This is a genomic window from Mumia zhuanghuii, from assembly GCF_042681565.1.
Lineage (GTDB): Bacteria > Actinomycetota > Actinomycetes > Propionibacteriales > Nocardioidaceae > Mumia.
This window is the reverse complement of the sequence record NZ_JBHUFT010000003.1, coordinates 90,814-107,524: the sequence shown is the minus strand read 5'-3', so window position 1 is coordinate 107,524 and position 16,711 is coordinate 90,814. Positions and strand designations below refer to the sequence as shown.

General features: G+C 69.9%; 18 protein-coding genes. 9 read left to right on the top strand and 9 right to left on the bottom strand.

Going from position 1 to position 16,711, the window contains the following annotated elements:
- Nucleotides 1-45: 45 nt before the first annotated feature.
- From ACFSDF_RS06285 to cysC, 5 genes are read right to left on the bottom strand one after another with little or no spacing between them, the layout of a single operon-like run.
- Nucleotides 46-1,341: a sulfate adenylyltransferase subunit 1 gene (locus ACFSDF_RS06285; RefSeq protein WP_243842869.1), complete on the bottom strand. Its 1,296-nt coding sequence runs from the start codon at nt 1,339-1,341 to the stop codon at nt 46-48.
- Nucleotides 1,341-2,252, bottom strand: a complete 912-nt coding sequence (gene cysD, locus ACFSDF_RS06280; RefSeq protein ID WP_220471286.1) for a sulfate adenylyltransferase subunit CysD — start codon at nt 2,250-2,252, stop codon at nt 1,341-1,343. Before cysD ends, ACFSDF_RS06285 begins: the two co-directional genes overlap by 1 nt.
- Before the next feature lie 49 nt (nt 2,253-2,301).
- Nucleotides 2,302-3,024: a lysoplasmalogenase gene (locus ACFSDF_RS06275; protein ID WP_167249104.1), complete on the bottom strand. Its 723-nt coding sequence runs from the start codon at nt 3,022-3,024 to the stop codon at nt 2,302-2,304.
- On the bottom strand, nt 3,021-3,971 hold the full coding sequence (locus ACFSDF_RS06270; RefSeq protein WP_167001429.1) for a sulfite exporter TauE/SafE family protein: 951 nt from the start codon (nt 3,969-3,971) through the stop codon (nt 3,021-3,023). Before ACFSDF_RS06270 ends, ACFSDF_RS06275 begins: the two co-directional genes overlap by 4 nt.
- Nucleotides 3,968-5,125 carry an adenylyl-sulfate kinase gene (cysC, locus tag ACFSDF_RS06265; protein ID WP_208322832.1) on the bottom strand — a complete coding sequence of 386 codons (1,158 nt, stop codon included), beginning with the start codon at nt 5,123-5,125 and terminating at the stop codon, nt 3,968-3,970. The genes ACFSDF_RS06270 and cysC overlap by 4 nt, the downstream gene beginning before the upstream one ends.
- A gap of 108 nt (nt 5,126-5,233) precedes the next feature.
- On the opposite strand from cysC, the gene ACFSDF_RS06260 reads away from it, so the two are divergent.
- From ACFSDF_RS06260 to ACFSDF_RS06235, 6 genes are all read left to right on the top strand, one after another.
- The gene (locus ACFSDF_RS06260; RefSeq protein ID WP_167001431.1) at nt 5,234-5,647 is read left to right on the top strand and encodes a helix-turn-helix domain-containing protein; all 414 of its coding nucleotides are present in this window, start codon (nt 5,234-5,236) and stop codon (nt 5,645-5,647) included.
- Nucleotides 5,644-6,285 (top strand): hypothetical protein, encoded by a 642-nt coding sequence (locus tag ACFSDF_RS06255; RefSeq protein WP_208322831.1) that lies wholly within the window; start codon nt 5,644-5,646, stop codon nt 6,283-6,285. The genes ACFSDF_RS06260 and ACFSDF_RS06255 overlap by 4 nt, the downstream gene beginning before the upstream one ends.
- Nucleotides 6,286-6,361: 76 nt before the next feature.
- Nucleotides 6,362-6,649 carry a DUF2516 family protein gene (locus ACFSDF_RS06250; protein WP_208322254.1) on the top strand — a complete coding sequence of 96 codons (288 nt, stop codon included), beginning with the start codon at nt 6,362-6,364 and terminating at the stop codon, nt 6,647-6,649.
- Complete coding sequence (locus ACFSDF_RS06245; protein ID WP_167001432.1) at nt 6,646-6,993, top strand: YrdB family protein; 348 nt, start codon at nt 6,646-6,648, stop codon at nt 6,991-6,993. The genes ACFSDF_RS06250 and ACFSDF_RS06245 overlap by 4 nt, the downstream gene beginning before the upstream one ends.
- A gap of 65 nt (nt 6,994-7,058) precedes the next feature.
- Complete coding sequence (locus tag ACFSDF_RS06240; RefSeq protein ID WP_167001433.1) at nt 7,059-7,688, top strand: alpha-ketoglutarate-dependent dioxygenase AlkB; 630 nt, start codon at nt 7,059-7,061, stop codon at nt 7,686-7,688.
- Between the two features lie 201 nt (nt 7,689-7,889).
- On the top strand, nt 7,890-8,231 hold the full coding sequence (locus tag ACFSDF_RS06235) for a DUF2200 domain-containing protein (RefSeq protein ID WP_377156692.1): 342 nt from the start codon (nt 7,890-7,892) through the stop codon (nt 8,229-8,231).
- Nucleotides 8,232-8,320: 89 nt separating this feature from the next.
- Here the strand turns inward: ACFSDF_RS06235 and typA are convergent, their stop codons facing one another.
- Entirely contained in the window at nt 8,321-10,195 is a 1,875-nt protein-coding gene (typA, locus tag ACFSDF_RS06230) for a translational GTPase TypA (protein WP_167001435.1), read from the bottom strand.
- Nucleotides 10,196-10,421: 226 nt separating this feature from the next.
- Between typA and ACFSDF_RS06225 the strand changes: the two genes are divergently transcribed.
- Nucleotides 10,422-11,978, top strand: coding sequence for a DHA2 family efflux MFS transporter permease subunit (locus ACFSDF_RS06225; protein WP_377156690.1), 1,557 nt, complete (start codon nt 10,422-10,424; stop codon nt 11,976-11,978).
- 22 nt (nt 11,979-12,000) lie between these two features.
- Here the strand turns inward: ACFSDF_RS06225 and ACFSDF_RS06220 are convergent, their stop codons facing one another.
- On the bottom strand, nt 12,001-12,798 hold the full coding sequence (locus tag ACFSDF_RS06220) for an SDR family NAD(P)-dependent oxidoreductase (RefSeq protein WP_377156688.1): 798 nt from the start codon (nt 12,796-12,798) through the stop codon (nt 12,001-12,003).
- A gap of 7 nt (nt 12,799-12,805) precedes the next feature.
- The gene (locus ACFSDF_RS06215) at nt 12,806-13,969 is read right to left on the bottom strand and encodes an acyl-CoA dehydrogenase family protein (protein ID WP_167001438.1); all 1,164 of its coding nucleotides are present in this window, start codon (nt 13,967-13,969) and stop codon (nt 12,806-12,808) included.
- Between the two features lie 65 nt (nt 13,970-14,034).
- On the opposite strand from ACFSDF_RS06215, the gene ACFSDF_RS06210 reads away from it, so the two are divergent.
- On the top strand, nt 14,035-14,622 hold the full coding sequence (locus ACFSDF_RS06210) for a TetR/AcrR family transcriptional regulator (RefSeq protein ID WP_377156686.1): 588 nt from the start codon (nt 14,035-14,037) through the stop codon (nt 14,620-14,622).
- Here ACFSDF_RS06210 and ACFSDF_RS06205 read toward each other — a convergent pair.
- Nucleotides 14,576-15,334 carry an SDR family oxidoreductase gene (locus tag ACFSDF_RS06205; protein WP_377156684.1) on the bottom strand — a complete coding sequence of 253 codons (759 nt, stop codon included), beginning with the start codon at nt 15,332-15,334 and terminating at the stop codon, nt 14,576-14,578. The two genes, ACFSDF_RS06210 and ACFSDF_RS06205, sit on opposite strands and share 47 nt — an antisense overlap.
- Before the next feature lie 89 nt (nt 15,335-15,423).
- On the opposite strand from ACFSDF_RS06205, the gene mshA reads away from it, so the two are divergent.
- Nucleotides 15,424-16,692, top strand: coding sequence for a D-inositol-3-phosphate glycosyltransferase (gene mshA / locus ACFSDF_RS06200; protein ID WP_167002315.1), 1,269 nt, complete (start codon nt 15,424-15,426; stop codon nt 16,690-16,692).
- Nucleotides 16,693-16,711 lie beyond the last annotated feature (19 nt).

Here is a 16,711-nt window from a genome sequence, read left to right as displayed (position 1 = left end):
ATCCTGGCCGGGCATCGTCGTTGCGCGGTGTGACGGCGGCGGGCGTCAGCCGTTGATCATGCCCGCGCCGACGGTGATGCCGGTGGCCTCGTCGATGAGGATGAACGAGCCCGTCGTGCGGTTCTTCTCGTACGGGTCGATGAAGATCGGCGCCGTCGTCCGCAGCTTGACGCGACCGATCTCGTTGAGGCCGAGCTCGCCGGTCTCCTGGTCGCGGTGCAGCGTGTTGATGTCGAGGCGGTACTGGATGTCCTTGACCAGGGCACGGGCACTGCGGGTGGTGTGCTTGATCGCGAGCTTCTGGCGCGGACGCAGCGGCGCGTTGGTCATCCAGCAGATCATCGCGTCGATGTCCTGCGTCGGTGTCGGCGCGTTCTGCGGACGGCAGATCATGTCTCCACGCGAGACGTCGAGGTCGTCAGCGAGCCGGACCGTCACCGACATCGGGGGGAACGCCTCGGCGACCGACTGGTCGAAGAGGTCGATCGCCTCGATCGTCGTCGTGAACCCGCTGGGGAGGACCTGGACCTGGTCGCCGGGCTTGAGGACACCACCGGCGACCTGGCCCGCATAGCCGCGGTAGTCGTGGAACTCCTCGGACTTGGGGCGCACCACGTACTGGACGGGGAAGCGCGTGTCGACGAGGTCGCGGTCGGACGACACGTGGACGTTCTCGAGGTGGTGCAGCAGCGACGTGCCCTGATACCACGGCATGTTGGTGCTGCGCTCGACGACGTTGTCGCCCTGGAGCGCCGAGATCGGGATGATCGTCAGGTCCGGGATCGAGAGCTTCGCGGCGAACGTGTCGAACTCGTCGCGGATCTTCTCGTAGACGGACTGGTCGAAGTCGACCAGGTCCATCTTGTTGACCGCGAGGACCAGATGCGGGACCCGCAGCAGCGACAGGATCACCGCGTGGCGGCGGCTCTGCTCGGTCAGCCCCGTACGGGCGTCGACGAGGACGAGCCCGAGGTCGGCCGTGGAGGCGCCGGTGACCATGTTGCGCGTGTACTGCACGTGGCCCGGGGTGTCCGCGATGATGAACTTGCGCCGAGGCGTCGCGAAGTAGCGGTAGGCGACGTCGATCGTGATGCCCTGCTCGCGCTCCGAGCGCAGGCCGTCGGTGAGGAGGGCGAGGTCGGTGTAGTCGTACCCCTTGTCGGCGGAGGTCCGCTCGACGGCCTCGAGCTGGTCCTCGAAGATCGCCTTCGAGTCGAGCAGCAGGCGCCCGATGAGGGTGGACTTGCCGTCATCCACGGATCCGGCGGTCGCGAAGCGCAGGAGGTCCATGCGCGGGGCGGACGCCGTCGTGTCGGTGGTCTCGGTCGCGGGGGCGGCCATCAGAAGTAGCCCTCCTTCTTGCGGTCTTCCATGGCTGCCTCGCTGAACCTGTCGTCGCCGCGGGTCGCGCCGCGCTCGGTGACACGCGCGATCGCGATCTCGTCGATGATCTCGCCGGTGGTGGCGGCCGGGGAGTCGACGCAGCCCGTGAGCGTCATGTCGCCGACCGTACGGAAGCGTACGAGGCGCTCCTCGACCGTCTCGCCCGGCTTGAGCGTCAGGTGGTCGCCGGCCGACAGGAGCATGCCGTCGCGTGCGACGACCTCACGCTTGTGCGCGAAGTAGATCGACGGGATCTCGATCTTCTCGCGGTGGATGTAGTGCCAGACGTCGAGCTCGGTCCAGTTGGACAGCGGGAAGATCCGCATGTGCTCGCCCTCGGAGATGCGCCCGTTGTAGAGGCTCCAGAGCTCGGGGCGCTGGTTCTTCGGGTCCCACTGCCCGAACTCGTCGCGGTGGGAGTAGACGCGCTCCTTGGCGCGGGCCTTCTCCTCGTCGCGGCGTCCGCCACCGAAGGCGGCGGTGAAGCCGTTCTCCTCGATCGCGTGGAGGAGCGTGCCGATCTGGAGGCGGTTGCGGCTGGTCTTGCCGTCGTCCACGACGATGCCGTCGGCGATGGCCTGGTCGACCGACGCGACGATCATCCGCAGGCTCAGGCGCTCGACCCAGTTGTCGCGGGTGGCAAGCACCTCGGGGAAGTCGAAGCCGGTGTCGATCTGCATCACCGGGAACGGGATCCGTGCGGGATAGAAGGCCTTCTCGGCCAGCCGGAGCATGACGATGGAGTCTTTGCCGCCGGAGAACAGCAGGACAGGCTTCTCGAACTCCGCCGCCACTTCACGGAAGATGTGGATGGACTCGGCCTCCAGCTGATCCAGCTGGCTGAGCCGATAGTCGTGCATGGGCGTCACCAGGGGTTCTCCCGTCGTTCCTGGGTTTCGTGCGACAGCGAGCGAAAGGTCATGGTATCGAGCCCCCGGTGCGGGCGGGTTCGGCCATCGCATCGTGGATGCTGCTGCCTATCCGCTCCGTATGGACCATACCCACGGCGAGCAAGAGCTGGGCCGCGAGGTAGGTCACCATCACCCAGACGCCGCCGGGCTCCGGACGCGACATCCCGGCGATGTCGAGGGCGATCAGTGTGTCCGAGACGAGGAACAGCGCGCCCCCCACCCCGGCGACGACGTTGACGCCGAAGGCTGTCACGGCGGTCGCGGTGAGCAGCAGCGAGTAGACCAAGATGGGCAGCTGCAACCCGGCGTCCTCGTCGCCGAGCGGACCCCACAGCGTCGTGATCGTCGCCCCCCAGGCCGCCAGCCCGATCACGACGATCCACCAGCGCTTCTTCAGGCCGGCGAGCGCTCCGTGTCTGACGAACCACGTCACGAAGCAGACGTGCGCCAGCGCGAAGCCGGCCATGCCGACCAGGAACAGCCCGTCGATCTCGAGGGCGACGTCGCCGATCCACGAGAAGAACAGCGCGGCGACGAGGAGCCTCGGCCCGCCCACCGCGACGACCCACACCGCGAGAGCAGGGACAAGCAGCGCCTTCGTCAACGACGCCGAGAGGCCCGTGTCGGCGGCGACGAGGACGACGTGCACGACGGCCAGGGCCGCGAACACCACGATCGCGGGGTGGCGGGCGACGGTCCTGGGGGAGAGAGGGTGCATCGGTGCACTCACGAGGGGCCTTCCTGACGTAGGCGTTCGAGATCGCGCTTCTCGGCGAACAGGTCGACACCGTCGGGGACTCCGATCCGGTCACGGAGCAGCGCCCACGCGATCGGGCCGAGGATGACGAGCCCGGCGGCGATGATCCCGACAGCCACGGGCGGCACCCCGAGCAGGGTGAGGCCCGTGATGCTCAGGACGACCACGATGCCGCGGCGGACGATCCCTTGGGGCACGCGGTTCGCGATGCGGGCGCCGAGGTAGGTCCCCGGCATCCCGCCGACGACGAGCGGGATGAGGACCCCGAAGTCGACGCCGGTGACGATCACGTGGGTGATCGCGGCGGACAGGACCAGCGGCACCGCTTGCACGAGGTCGGTGCCGACGAGCCGCACGGCGGTGAGCGTCGGATAGAGGAGGAGCAGCGAGACCATGATCAGCGAGCCGGAGCCGACGGAGGTCACGCCGACGAGGAGCCCACCGACCGCGCCGACCGCGAACGTCGCCAGCGGCTTGATCGTCGGGTTGTCGTTCGAGACGGCCTTGCCCTGGCGGGCGGCACGGACGTTGAGGTACGAGCGGAGCGTGTAGGTCGCCGCGGTGAGCAGCAGCGCCACGCCGATCGCGGTCTTGACGAACGCGGTCTGGTCGTCGTGGGCGCCGATCGCGTCGATGATGAATGCGCCGGCCGCTGCGGTCGGGATCGAGCCGAGCATCAGCCAGCCGGCGAGCCGCCAGTTGGGGGAGCCTTCGCGGGCATGGACCGCGGCGCCGACCGACTTGTTGACCGAGGCGGCGACGAGGTCGTTGGCGACGGCGGCGGTCGGGTTGACCCCCAGGAAGATCAGCGCGGGTGTCATCAGCGCGCCGCCGCCCATGCCCGTCAGGCCGACGACGATCCCGACGCCGAAGCTGACCGCGAGGATCGACAGCGCGGAGAAGGTGAGGATCTCCGTCACACGCGCTCCCAGAGCCCCGCCGCGACGAGGGCGGCGACGATCTCGTCGAGCACGTCGGGGACCGTACGGCCGGTGGTGTCGACCGCGATCAGCGCGTCTTCGGGTGCCTCGTACGGGGACGAGATGCCGGTGAACTCGGGGATCTGTCCTGCACGCGCCTTGGCGTACAGGCCCTTGCGGTCGCGCCGCTCGCACTCCTCCAGCGGGGTCGCGACGTGGACCAGTGCGAACGAGCCGCCCGCCTCCTCGACCATCGCACGCACCAGTTTGCGGGTGCTGTCGAACGGCGCGATCGGCGAGCAGATCGCGAGACCGCGATGGCGGGCGATCTCGGCGGCGACCCATCCGATGCGGGCGATGTTGGTCTCGCGGTCCTCCTTGGAGAAGCCGAGACCCTTGCTCAGGTGGTGGCGGACGACGTCGCCGTCAAGGCTGGTGACGGTACGGCGGCCTTCCTCGAGCACCCGGTCGTACAGCGCCCGGGCGATCGTCGACTTGCCGGAGCCGGACAGGCCGGTGAAGAAGACGACGAGGCCACGCTGGTCGAGCGGGGGCTGGTCCGCCGCGACGAGGGCGGCGACGGCGTCGGACGGGACGCCCGTACGAGGCAGGTCGACGCGCTCGTCGGCGTACGCGGCGACGACGGCGTCGCTCAGGCTCCGGTCGTCCTCGGCGTCGTCACGCCGGGCGAGAGCGACGGCCACGACCGGGTGGTCGGGCAGTGCCGCCTTGGTGGCGCGGATCAGTGCGGGCACCGTGACCGTACGGCGGGGGTCCGGGCCGGAGCGGACCAGGAGGACGGCCCGCCGTCCCGTACGGTCCTCGGCGTCGACGATCGCGGCGACGTCGTCGGTGGTGAGGGGCTGGTCGACCATGACCGCGAGGGCGTGGGAGTGGGCTGCGCGAACCTCGGCGGGCGACAGGTGCAGGCGCCGGAACGCCCCGTACGTGGGGGTGTCGAGCGGGCGGACCGCACCGGACGCCGGGTCGTACTCAGCCAGCGGCAGGCCCTCGGGGTCGAGCAGCTCGACGGGATCGGTGACGTCGCCGGGCACGACGACGTCGAGCCGGCGGTCCTGCGGCCACGCGCCGAGCAGGACGAGCTCGAGGTCGGCGAGCTCCCGTGCGTCCGGGGTCCACTGGGCATCGCTCACGAAGGGGATTGTTCCACGCGAGATTGAGAACGATGTTCGTGAGCCGGATGCTGGCGGGGCGGATGCTCCCAGCTTGCGTTTGCTTGCTCTTGCAAGCACAATGGAGGCGTGGCCAGGATCAGCGTCGGAAAGACCGTGGGTGACCTCGGGGGATACCTCCGAGACCAGCGCAAGCATGCGCAGCTTTCGTTGCGGCAGCTCGCCGACCTCACGGGCGTCTCCAACCCTTACCTGAGCCAGATCGAACGTGGCCTGCGCAAGCCCTCGGCCGAGGTGCTCCAGCAGATCGCGCAGGCGCTACGGATCTCCGCCGAGTCCGTCTACGTCCAGGCCGGCCTGCTCGATCCTGACGACTCCCTCGGCGGGGGCGGGGTCGAGGCGGCCATTGCGGCCGACCCCCGGCTCGACGAGGCCCAGCGCCGCGCCCTGCTCGAGATCTACCGCTCGTTCGTCGGTGTGGTGGACTCCGTCCCCGACACTGCCGACGCCACCGACAACCCAGAACAGGACACCCGCTCATGAGCATCCAGGACAGCATCACCAAGACCGTCAAGGGCCTTCCCGCGCAGGCGACCGCGTTCGCCGGACAGGCGCAGGCAACCGCCACCGCACTCGTCTCGCAGCTCGCCGAGCTCGATCTCGACGAGCTCCAGAAGAAGGTCGAGTCCGACGCCAAGGCCCTCCCGGGGCAGGCCGGCGCGCTGTACGGCGACGTCGTCAAGCGCCTCAAGGACGTCGACGTCGAGGAGCTCTTCGACGGGCTCGAGGACAAGATCGAGGACAAGCTCGAGGACATCGCCGAGGACGTCAAGGAGCTCGTCGTCATGCTGGCTGCGGTCGCGCGCAAGGCTGCCGCAGACGTCGCCGCCGGATCGCCGCTGGCGAAGAAGCCCGCCCCGAAGGCGACGAAGAAGACCGCCACGACGTCGGCCGCCAAGGCCCAGTCCGCTCCGGCCGGCGACACGCCTGTCGCGAAGAAGGCTGCCGCCAAGAAGGCGCCGGTCAAGAAGACCGCGGCCAAGAAGGCTGCCCCCGCCAAGAAGGCGCCAGCGGTCAAGAAGGCTGCCCCCGCCAAGAAGACCGCCCCGGCAAAGAAGACCGCGCCCGCTGCCAAGAAGGCTCCCGCCAAGAAGGCGACGCCCTCCTCTGACGCGAGCTGACCCTCCGGCCGCCTTCGACGCGCTCTGGCGGGTCGAAGGCTGCCGTACGGCGCTGTGCTCAAGATAGGCTCGTAAGGTGTTCGATCTCTTCGCTGTCCAGAACCTCGTCGAGCTGCTCATCACCATCGCGATGATCGCCGTGAAGGCGTTCGCCGCCATCGACGCGGTCTCGCGCACCCCGCAGGCGTTCGTGGCGGCCGACAAGCAGACGAAGCCGTTCTGGCTGATTGTCCTCGGACTCTCGCTGGTCGCCAACCTGCTGATCTGGCAGCCGATCAGCCTGCTCAACCTCGCAGGCATCGTCGCCGCGCTGGTCTATCTCGCTGACGCACGTCCCGCTCTGCAGCAAGTCAGCGGACGGTGAGCGGAGCGCAGCCCGAGGCGCAACGCGTCGGACCCCTCGACCTTCTCGCCTTCACGTGCGAGCTGGCCGCGCTCGTCCTCCTCGCGCTCGCGGGCTGGGTGCTGGGTGACGGCTGGTGGCGCGGGCTCGTCCTGGCGGCCGCGCTGGTTGCCGTCGCGGTCTGGTTCTGGGGGCGCTGGCTCGCTCCGACCTCGCCGCGTCGCGTCGCGATGCCGCAACGACTGTGGGTCAAGGCCGCCTTCTACATCGCGGTCGGGACGCTCGGTGCGCTCGCCGGCTTCTCGCTGTGGGCGCTGGTCCTCGTCGCGGTGGCGGTGACGACTGCCGCGCTGCGCCGGGACTGAGCCGCCAGCGACCCGCCGTGGCGAAAGATCGAACACATGTTCGATCGAGGGCGTACGCTGAGGTCATGTCCGTCCAGTTCCAGGGGTCGCTCTTCGACACCGCCGACGAGCCCACCCTCGGCCCCCTCGCTGACGGCCTCGTGCGCCACGACCTCGCGTACGGGGCATGGATCGACCTGCGGCCCCGCTGGGTGGACGGTGCCGACGACCTGTTCGCCCACCTGCACGACCGGGTGGAGTGGCGTGCCGACGAGCGCGAGATGTACGAGCGTGTGGTCGCCGTTCCTCGGCTGCTCGCCTGGTTCGGCGAGCGCGCGACGTGGCCGCACCCGCTGCTCGACCGTGCGCGCGACGAGCTCGGTGACCACTACGAGGCCGAGCTGGGCGAGCGTTTCGCGACGGCCGGGCTGTGCCTCTACCGAGACGGGCGCGACTCCGTCGCGTGGCACGGAGACCGGATCGGGCGCAGCCGCTCGCAGGACACGATGGTCGCGATCCTGTCGCTGGGCTCGCCGCGGCGTCTCGCGCTGCGCCCTCGCGGTGGGGGCGCCTCGATGTCGTTCACGCTCGGCTCGGGCGACCTGCTCGTGATGGGCGGCACGTGCCAGCGCACCTGGGAGCACGCGATCCCCAAGACCGCGAAGCCTGTGGGGCCGCGCATCAGCGTCCAGCTCCGCCCCCGCGGCGTCCTCTAGCCTCGCGCCCCCGGCCCCGCGCGTCGGTGCCTGAGGAGCACGCGGACCTGGTCCGGCTCGGCTACGACGGGCCCTCGCCGGTGTTCGGACGCGACTCCCGCGCCCTGTTCCGGAAGATCCGCTCCCGCCGTACGTAGCGTCGGTTCGTGAGTGACGTGCAGGGGTTCTCGCCGCGGCGGCACGCCGCGTACCCTCGCGAGCATGAGCCGTATCTTCACCGTCAGCTTCGCCTCGGTTTATCCGCTCCTTGTGGAGAAGGTCGAGAAGAAGGGGCGTACGAAGGCCGAGGTGGATCGGGTGATCGAGTGGCTGACCGGCTTCGACGACGCGGAGCTCAAGGGTCACCTCGACGCGGAGACGACCTTCGAGGACTTCTTTGCCGAGGCGCGGCTGAACCCGAACGCGCCCTTGATCACCGGAGTGGTCTGCGGGGTGCGGGTCGAGGACATCGAGGACCCGCTGATGCAGAAGATCCGCTACCTCGACAAGCTCGTCGACGAGCTGGCCAAGGGCAAGGCGATGGAGAAGATTCTCCGGGCCTAGGAATCAGCGTCCCTCGCACACGTCGGTGCCTGAGTGGTCACCCGGGATCGGCGGGTGACCACTCAGCGACCAACGCGGAGGGTGGAGGGTCAGCCCTTGGGGCCGCGGCGCTTCGAACGCGCGCGCTCGCCGGCGTCCAGGATCACCTTGCGGATCCGGACGTTGCTCGGCGTGACCTCGACGCACTCGTCCTCGCGGCAGAACTCCAGGCTCTGCTCGAGCGACAGCTTCTTCGGCGGGATCAGCTTCTCGAAGTTGTCGGAGGTTGCGGAGCGCACGTTGGTCTGCTTCTTCTCCTTGGTGATGTTGACGTCCATGTCGTCTTCGCGGCTGTTCTCGCCGACGATCATGCCCTCGTACACCTCGGTCGTCGGGTCGACGAACATGACGCCGCGCTCCTGCAGGCTCGTCATCGCGTACGCCGATGCGGCGCCCGCACGGTCGGCCACCAGCGAGCCGCTCGGACGCGTCGAGATGTCGCCCAGCCACGGCTCGTACCCCTCGAACACGTGGTGCGCGATGCCGGTGCCTCGGGTGTCGGTGAGGAACTCCGTGCGAAAACCGATCAGGCCGCGCGCCGGGACGAGGAACTCCATCCGGACCCAGCCGGTGCCGTGGTTCGTCATCTGCTCCATGCGGCCCTTACGGACGGCGAGGAGCTGGGTGACGGTGCCGAGGTACTCCTCGGGGCAGTCGATCGTCAGGCGCTCGACGGGCTCCTGCACCTTGCCGTCGACGATGCGCGTCACGACCTCGGGCTTGCCCACGGTCAGCTCGAAGCCTTCGCGGCGCATCTGCTCCACCAGGATCGCCAGGGCGAGCTCACCACGCCCCTGCACCTCCCACGCATCCGGACGCTCGGTCGGCAGGACCTTGATCGAGACGTTGCCGACCAGCTCGCGCTCGAGGCGGTCCTTGACCAGGCGGGCGGTGACCTTCGTGCCCTTCTCGCGCCCCGCCATCGGCGAGGTGTTGGTGCCGATGGTCATCGAGATCGCCGGCTCGTCGACCTGGATGAGCGGCAGGGGCTGCGGGTTGTCGGCGTCGGCGAGCGTCTCGCCGATCATGATCTCGGGGATCCCGGCGACTGCGACGATGTCGCCGGGGCCGGCCTCCTCGGCGGGGACCCGCTCGAGCGCCTCGGTCTTGAGCAGCTCGGTGATCTTGACCCGGTCGACCGAGCCGTCGCGCTTGCACCACGCGACCTGGGCGCCCTTGCGCAGCGTGCCCTCGTGGACGCGGATCAGCGCGAGACGACCGAGGAACGGCGAGGCGTCGAGGTTGGTGACGTGCGCCTGGAGCGGCGCGTCCTCGGTGTAGGTCGGTGCGGGGACGGTGTCGAGGATCGTCTGGAACAGCGGCATGAGGTCCTCGCTGTCGGGCAGACCCCCGTCCGCGGGCTGCGTGAGCGACGCGCGGCCGGCCTTCGCCGAGGCATAGACCACGGGGAAGTTGAGCGCGTCGGCGTCGGTGGAGTCGTCGAGCAGGTCCATGAACAGCTCGTACGCCTCCTCGACGACCTCGCTGATGCGGGCGTCCGGACGGTCGACCTTGTTGACGACGAGGACGACCGGCATCTTGGCGTGGAGCGCCTTGCGGAGCACGAACCGCGTCTGCGGAAGCGGGCCCTCAGACGCGTCGACCAGCAGGACCACGCCGTCGACCATCGAGAGTCCACGCTCGACCTCGCCGCCGAAGTCGGCGTGGCCCGGGGTGTCGATGATGTTGATCGTGACGCCGCCGTCGGGGGCGCCGGGGCCGGAGTACGAGACGGCGGTGTTCTTCGCGAGGATCGTGATGCCCTTCTCGCGCTCGAGGTCACCGGAGTCCATCGCGCGCTCGGCGAGCTGGTGGTGCTCGTCGTACGTGCCCTGCTGCTGAAGCATGGCGTCGACGAGGGTGGTCTTGCCGTGGTCGACGTGCGCGACGATCGCGACGTTGCGGAGATCGGAGCGTGTGGGCATGCGGTGGCGTTCGGTCCTTGCGTGGGAGAAGGCGCCGGACGGTACGCACGGCGCAGAGCATCGTCCATCCTACCGACCGTGGACGAATCGGTGGCCATGAGCCGTGTGTGACTGCCGTCTCTCGTTCGCTCTGGGCAAATTCCGATGACATCTGTCGGTGGCGGGGGTCACTGTGGAAGGACGACACCACGGGGTGCCGGTTCCGTCATGGAAGGCGACGTTGCACATGGCTGACACGCAGAGCTCGACCCAGCAGCCGGAGTACCCAGAGAACATCGACGCCGCGGTCCTCAAGATCGCGGGGGTGGTCATCCTCGGGGTGATCATGTCGATCCTCGACATCACGGTGGTCAACGTCGCGCTGCCGACGTTCCAGGAGGAGTTCGGTTCCGCCGAGGATCCGCTGGCGTACTCCCATGTCGCCTGGACGGTCACCGCGTACACGCTCGCGCTGGCCACGGTCATCCCCGTGACAGGCTGGGCGGCCGACAGGTTCGGCACCAAACGCCTCTTCATCGTCGCGATCGGCCTGTTCACCGCTGGCTCGGTGCTGTGCGCCGCGGCACAGGACATCAACCAGCTCATCGCCTACCGCGTCCTGCAGGGACTCGGTGGCGGCATGATCATGCCGCTGGGCATGACGATCATGACCCGTGCCGCCGGCCCCAACCGGATGGGCCGCCTGATGGCGATCCTCGGCATCCCGATGCTGCTCGGCCCGATCCTGGGCCCGATCATCGGCGGCTGGCTGATCGAGAACGCGAGCTGGCACTGGATCTTCCTGATCAACCTGCCGATCGGGATCGTGACGGTCATCTACGCGTGGAGGGCGCTTCCCGGTGATCGGCCGGAGCCGTCGGAGTCGTTCGACGTCGTGGGGATGCTGCTCCTGTCGCCAGGCCTCGCGCTGTTCCTGTTCGGCGTCTCGTCGATCCCTGAGAAGGGCACGTTCGCCGACCCGCGCGTCTGGGTCTCGATGCTCGTCGGTGCGCTCTTGATGCTCGCGTTCGTGTGGCACTCGTTCCGCCCGGAGCACCCGCTGCTGGACCTGCGGCTCTTCCGCAACCGCGAACTCACGATCTCGGTGATCGTGATGTTCCTGTTCGTCGCCGCGTTCTTCGGCAGCCTGCTGCTGGTCCCGACGTACTTCCAGCAGGTGCGTGGCGAGTCGACGCTCAATGCCGGCCTGCTCGTGGCGTCGCAGGGCATCGGGGCGATGGTGACGATGCCGATCGCGGGTCGCCTCACCGACAGGATCCCGATCGGCCGCATCGTGCCGTTCGGGATCCTCGGGATCCTCGTGGGGATGTTCCCGCTGACCCAGATCACGTCGGAGACCGACTACTGGAAGATCGTGCTCGCGCTGTTCGTGATGGGCCTGGGCATGGGCGGCACGATGATGCCGATGTTCACCGCGGCCCTCAAGACGCTGAGGCACCACGAGGTGGCGCGCGGCACGACGCTCATCAACATCAACCAGCAGATCGGGAGCTCGGTGGGCGTCGCGGTGATGTCGGTGCTGCTCACGAACTGGCTGCCGCCACAGCGGATCTGGTACGCCGTCGTCGGGTCGTGGGACAACCCCGAGCTCGTGCCGCAGCTCGGTGGCCAACGGGTGATCGACGCGTTCCTCGCCGATGCCGGGGAGGCCTTCGCCAGCACGTTCTGGGTGGCCTGGGTGCTGATGCTGCTCACGTTGATCCCCGTGGCCTTCCTGCCTCGCCGCAGAGAGAAGGTGCTGGTGCTCGACACCGAGGACGCGACCGTGCCGCCCGCGCACTGACCGTACGGGGCGGCAGCCGGCGTCAGCGAGGTGCCATGCGCAGCGCGCCGTCCATCCGGATGACCTCGCCGTTGAGGTAGTCGTGATCGACGATCATCGTGACGAGGTCGGCGAACTCCGACGGCTTCGCGAGGCGCTGCGGGAACGGGATGCCGGCGGCGAGCCCGGCGCGGAACTCCTCCGACACCGTCGCGAGCATCGGGGTGTCGACGATGCCGGGAGCGATGGTGCAGACTCGGATCCCGTACTGCGCGAGGTCGCGCGCTGCCGGCAGGGTGAGGCCGACGATGCCGCCCTTGGAGGCTGCGTACGCCGCCTGGCCGACCTGTCCGTCGTACGCGGCGATCGAGGCGGTATTGACGATGACGCCGCGCTGCCCGTCCGCGTCGGACTCGGTCTGCGCGATCGCCTCGGCGGCGACGGTCATGACGTTGAACGAGCCGACGAGGTTGACCTGGACGACCTTCGCGAACAGGTCGAGGTCGTGCGGGCCGCGCTTGGACAAGATGCGGGCCGACGGGCCGATGCCGGCGCAGCTGACCACCGTACGGAGCGGCAGACCGCTCGACACCGCCGCCGCGACCGCGTTGCGTACGGAGGCGCCGTCGGTGACGTCGGTCTCGACGTACGTGACTCCGGCGACGGCTTCCTCGCCGGCGACGGCTCCCTCGCCGGTCGAGCCTGTCGAGACCTTCTCGATCGCCGGCGCGAGGTCGAGCGCGTACACGTTCGCACCGCGTGCGGCCAGCGCGGCGGCGGTGGCCGCACCGAGGCCGGAGGCCCCTCCGGTGACGATCGCGGCGGTGTTGGCGAGGTCCATGGTGCTCCTATCGGGCGAGGTCGCGGCTGATGACGAGCCGCTGGATCTGGTTGGTCCCCTCGAAGATCTGCATGACCTTCACCTCGCGCATGTAGCGCTCGACGGGGAAGTCTTTGGTGTAGCCGGCGCCGCCGAGCACCTGGACGGCGTCGGTGGTCACCTTCATGGCGTTGTCGGTCGCGACGAGCTTCGCGATCGACGCCTGGCGGCCGAACGGTCGCCCGGCGTCCTTGAGCCTCGCGGCGGCGAGGTAGGTCGCCCGCGCCGACTCGACCGCGGCCGCCATGTCGGCGAGCACGAACCCGAGGCCCTGGTGGTCGATGATCGCCTTGCCGAAGGTCTCGCGCTCCTTGGCGTACTGCACGGCCACGTCGAGCGCGCCCTGCGCGACGCCGGTGGCGACCGCGGCGATGCCGAGGCGGCCGGAGTCGAGGCCGGCGAGCGCGATCGACAGCCCCTGCCCCTCGGCGCCGAGGCGGCGCTCGACCGGCACACGGACGCCGTCGAACAGCATCGTCGCCGTGGTCGAGCCCATCAGGCCCATCTTGTCCTCGGGGTTGTCGGCGACCAGTCCAGGCGTGTCGGCGGGGACGAGGAAGCACGAGATCCCGCGGCCGGCTGCTTGTCCTGAGCTTGTCGAAGGGTCCGCGGTCCGCGCCATCACCTTGTAGAAGTCGGCCTGACCGCCGTGGGTGGTCCACGCCTTCGCGCCGTCGATGACGTACTCGTCGCCCTGCCGGACCGCGCGCGTGCGCATCGCCGCCGGGTCAGAGCCGGCGTGGGCCTCGGAGAGGCAGTAGGCGCCGAGCTGCTCGCCGCCGAGCATGTCGGGCAACCACTCGTGCTTCTGCTCCGCGGTGCCCGCGGTGAACAGGCCGAAGCACGAGAGCGCGTGCACGCTGGTGCCGACGCCGACCGACGCCCATGCGGACGCGATCTCCTCGACGACCTGGAGATAGACCTCGTACGGCTGCCCGCCCCCGCCGTACGACTCGGGGTAGGGGAGCCCGAGCAGACCGGCGCGCCCGAGCGTGCGGAAGACCTCGCGGGGGAAGGTGGCAGTCCGCTCCGCCTCGTCGACGCGGGGCCGCAGCTCGCCCTCGACGAGGTCGCGGGTCAGGGCGATGAGATCGGCCGACTCCTCGGTCGGCATCAGGCGCTCGACGGGCATGGCACCCCTCTCGTAGTCGTGTATCGAGCAGAGTACTGCAGAAGCGATCCTGGTACTGTCGCCGCATGCCAGCCCGCCGCGACGCGCTCATGGACGAGCTGATCTCGCTCTTCCTCGCCGAGGGCTTCTTGTCGTTCGGCATCGGCGACCTCGCCGCGCGGCTGCGCTGCTCCCGTACGACCTTGTACGCGATCGCGCCGAGCAAGGAGCAGATCATCGCGGCCGCGGTCCGCGCCTTCTTCCGCGGTGCGACCGAGCACGTCGAGGCGAGCCTCGCCGAGGAGTCCGACCCCGTCGCACGGCTCCGGACGTACCTGGAGGCGATCTCCTGCGAGCTGGCCCCGGCGTCGCCGGCCTTCTTCGCCGACGTCGACGCCTTCGCGCCGGCGCGCGACGTCTATCGGCGCAACACCGAGTGGGCGGCGCGACGGGTCCGCCAGCTCGTCGCGGACCTCGGGCCGCAGGGCAGCGGAGTGGACCCGGCGTTCGCCGGCGTCGTCGCGGCCCAGGTGATGCTGTCCATCCAGAGCGGCGAGCTCGAGGCGCAGCTCGGCGTGGACGACGCCACGGCCTACCACCAGCTCGCCAGCCTCCTCGTCGCCGGCGTCAGCCCCGCGCGACCTTCCACGGCGCGGCCTGGGCGATCGGCTTGATGACCATGAGGTCGATGTTCACGTGCTGCGGGCGCGTGACCATCCAGCCGATCGCATCGGCGACGTCGTCGGCGGTCAACGGCTCCTCGACGCCTGCATAGACGGCGTCCGCCTTCGCCTGGTCGCCGCCGAAACGCACCAGCGCGAACTCCTCGGTCTGCACCATGCCCGGTGCGATCTCGGTGACGCGGACCGGCTCTCCGTTGAGCTCGAGGCGAAGCGTCTCGGTGATCATCGCGACGCCGTGCTTCGCCGCCGTGTAGCCCCCGCCACCCTCGTACGCGAGGTGGCCGGCGATGGAGCCGACGTTGAGGACGGTGCCTGCCCCGCTGGCGCGCAGCGCGGGGAGCAGTGCCTTGGTGACCCGCAGCGTCCCGAGGACGTTCGAGTCGTACATCTGCCGCCACGCCTCGGGGTCGGTCTGCTCGATCGGCTCCTGGCCGACGGCGCCACCGGCGTTGTTGACCAGGACGGCGAGGTCCGGCCCGACGGCGGCGGCGAGCGCGTCGACCGACGCCTGGTCGGTCACGTCGCACACGACCGCGATCCCGCCGATCTCGTCGGCCAGCGCCTCGATGCGATCGGCGCGCCTGGCCGCGCACACGACGCGGAACCCGTCGGCAGCCAGGCGGCGTGCGGTGGCGGCTCCGATCCCGCTGCTGGCACCGGTGACGACGGCGGTACGGCGGGAAGTGTCAGTGGCGTCCGGCATGCTGCAGATGCTGCCACGACCGACGGTCCATGGCGCACCTGGTCCTGCCCGAGTCCCCTGGCGTGCCTGCCTAGGATGGAATCGTGAGGATGTCCCCCGAGGTGCGCCGCGTCGCGATGCTCTCGGCACACACGTCGCCCCTCGCGCAGCCGGGCAACGGTGATGCCGGGGGCATGAACGTGTACGTCCTCGAGCTCGCCCGCCGCCTCGCCGCGCGCTCGGTCGAGGTCGAGATCTTCACCCGAGCCACGTCCTCCGATCAGCCGCCGGTCGTCGAGGCGCTGCCGGGCGTGCGCGTCCGCCACGTCCCGGCCGGTCCCTTCGAAGGCCTGGGCAAGGAGGACCTCCCGGCCCAGATGTGCACGTTCGTCCGCGACGTGCTGCGGGCGGAGGCCACGCATCCCGTTGGCTGGTTCGACGCGATCCACAGCCACTACTGGCTGTCCGGGCAGGTCGGCCTGGTCGCCCGTGACCGGTGGGGCGTGCCGCTGATCCACTCCATGCACACGATGGCGAAGGTCAAGAACGCCAGCCTCGCCGCGGGCGACCACGCGGAGCCTGCTGGTCGGGTCGCGGGGGAGCAGCAGCTCGTCGACGTGGCCGACCGGCTGATCGCCAACACCGCCGACGAGGCGTCCCAGATGGTCGACCTGTACGGAGCCGTCGCGTCGCGCGTCGAGGTCGTCCATCCCGGAGTCGACCTTGAACGCTTCAAGCCCTGCGGCCGTGCCGCCGCCAGGGCCGCGCTCGGGCTGCCGCAGGACGGCGACGTGATCCTCTTCGCCGGACGCATCCAGCCGCTCAAGGCGCCCGACGTGGTGCTCGAGGCGGCGGCGCGTCTGATGTCGTCCGGGCGCCGCGACCGGACGACCGTGGTGGTCGTCGGCGGTCCGTCCGGCAGCGGGCTCGAGCGCCCGACTGCCCTGCTCGACCTCGCCCACGGCCTCGGCATCTCCGATCGGGCCCGGTTCGTCCCGCCGGTCGCGCAGGACGAGCTCGCGCTCTGGTACGCCGCTGCCTCGATCGTCTGCGTGCCCTCCTACAACGAGTCCTTCGGGCTCGTGGCGGTCGAGGCGCAGGCCTGCGGCTCGCCGGTCGTCGCGGCGAAGGTCGGCGGCCTCGCGACGGCCGTCCACGACGGTGTCACCGGGATGCTCGTCGACGGGCACGACCCGGCCGACTATGCGGCGGCGTTCGCGCAGATCCTCGACCAGCCTGGCCTGCACGCGTCGATGTCGGGCGCCGCGGTTCGCCACGCGTCGCGGTTCGGTTGGGACGCGACGGCCGAGCGTACGCTCGCCGTGTACGCCGACGCGGTCGCCGAGATGCAGGCGCTGCCGACGGCCGTCGGACAGTAGAGCGCCGCGCGCCGGCGCC

Coding starts and splice junctions, on each gene's coding strand:
- ACFSDF_RS06240 (WP_167001433.1), top strand. CDS start 7,059: ATGTCCGTCCAGTTCCAGGGGTCGCTCTTCGACACCGCCGACGAGCCC.
- ACFSDF_RS06285 (WP_243842869.1), bottom strand. CDS start 1,341: ATGGCCGCCCCCGCGACCGAGACCACCGACACGACGGCGTCCGCCCCG.
- ACFSDF_RS06210 (WP_377156686.1), top strand. CDS start 14,035: ATGCCAGCCCGCCGCGACGCGCTCATGGACGAGCTGATCTCGCTCTTC.
- ACFSDF_RS06235 (WP_377156692.1), top strand. CDS start 7,890: ATGAGCCGTATCTTCACCGTCAGCTTCGCCTCGGTTTATCCGCTCCTT.
- ACFSDF_RS06205 (WP_377156684.1), bottom strand. CDS start 15,334: ATGCCGGACGCCACTGACACTTCCCGCCGTACCGCCGTCGTCACCGGT.
- ACFSDF_RS06215 (WP_167001438.1), bottom strand. CDS start 13,969: ATGCCCGTCGAGCGCCTGATGCCGACCGAGGAGTCGGCCGATCTCATC.
- ACFSDF_RS06255 (WP_208322831.1), top strand. CDS start 5,644: ATGAGCATCCAGGACAGCATCACCAAGACCGTCAAGGGCCTTCCCGCG.
- mshA (WP_167002315.1), top strand. CDS start 15,424: ATGTCCCCCGAGGTGCGCCGCGTCGCGATGCTCTCGGCACACACGTCG.
- ACFSDF_RS06220 (WP_377156688.1), bottom strand. CDS start 12,798: ATGGACCTCGCCAACACCGCCGCGATCGTCACCGGAGGGGCCTCCGGC.
- ACFSDF_RS06225 (WP_377156690.1), top strand. CDS start 10,422: ATGGCTGACACGCAGAGCTCGACCCAGCAGCCGGAGTACCCAGAGAAC.
- typA (WP_167001435.1), bottom strand. CDS start 10,195: ATGCCCACACGCTCCGATCTCCGCAACGTCGCGATCGTCGCGCACGTC.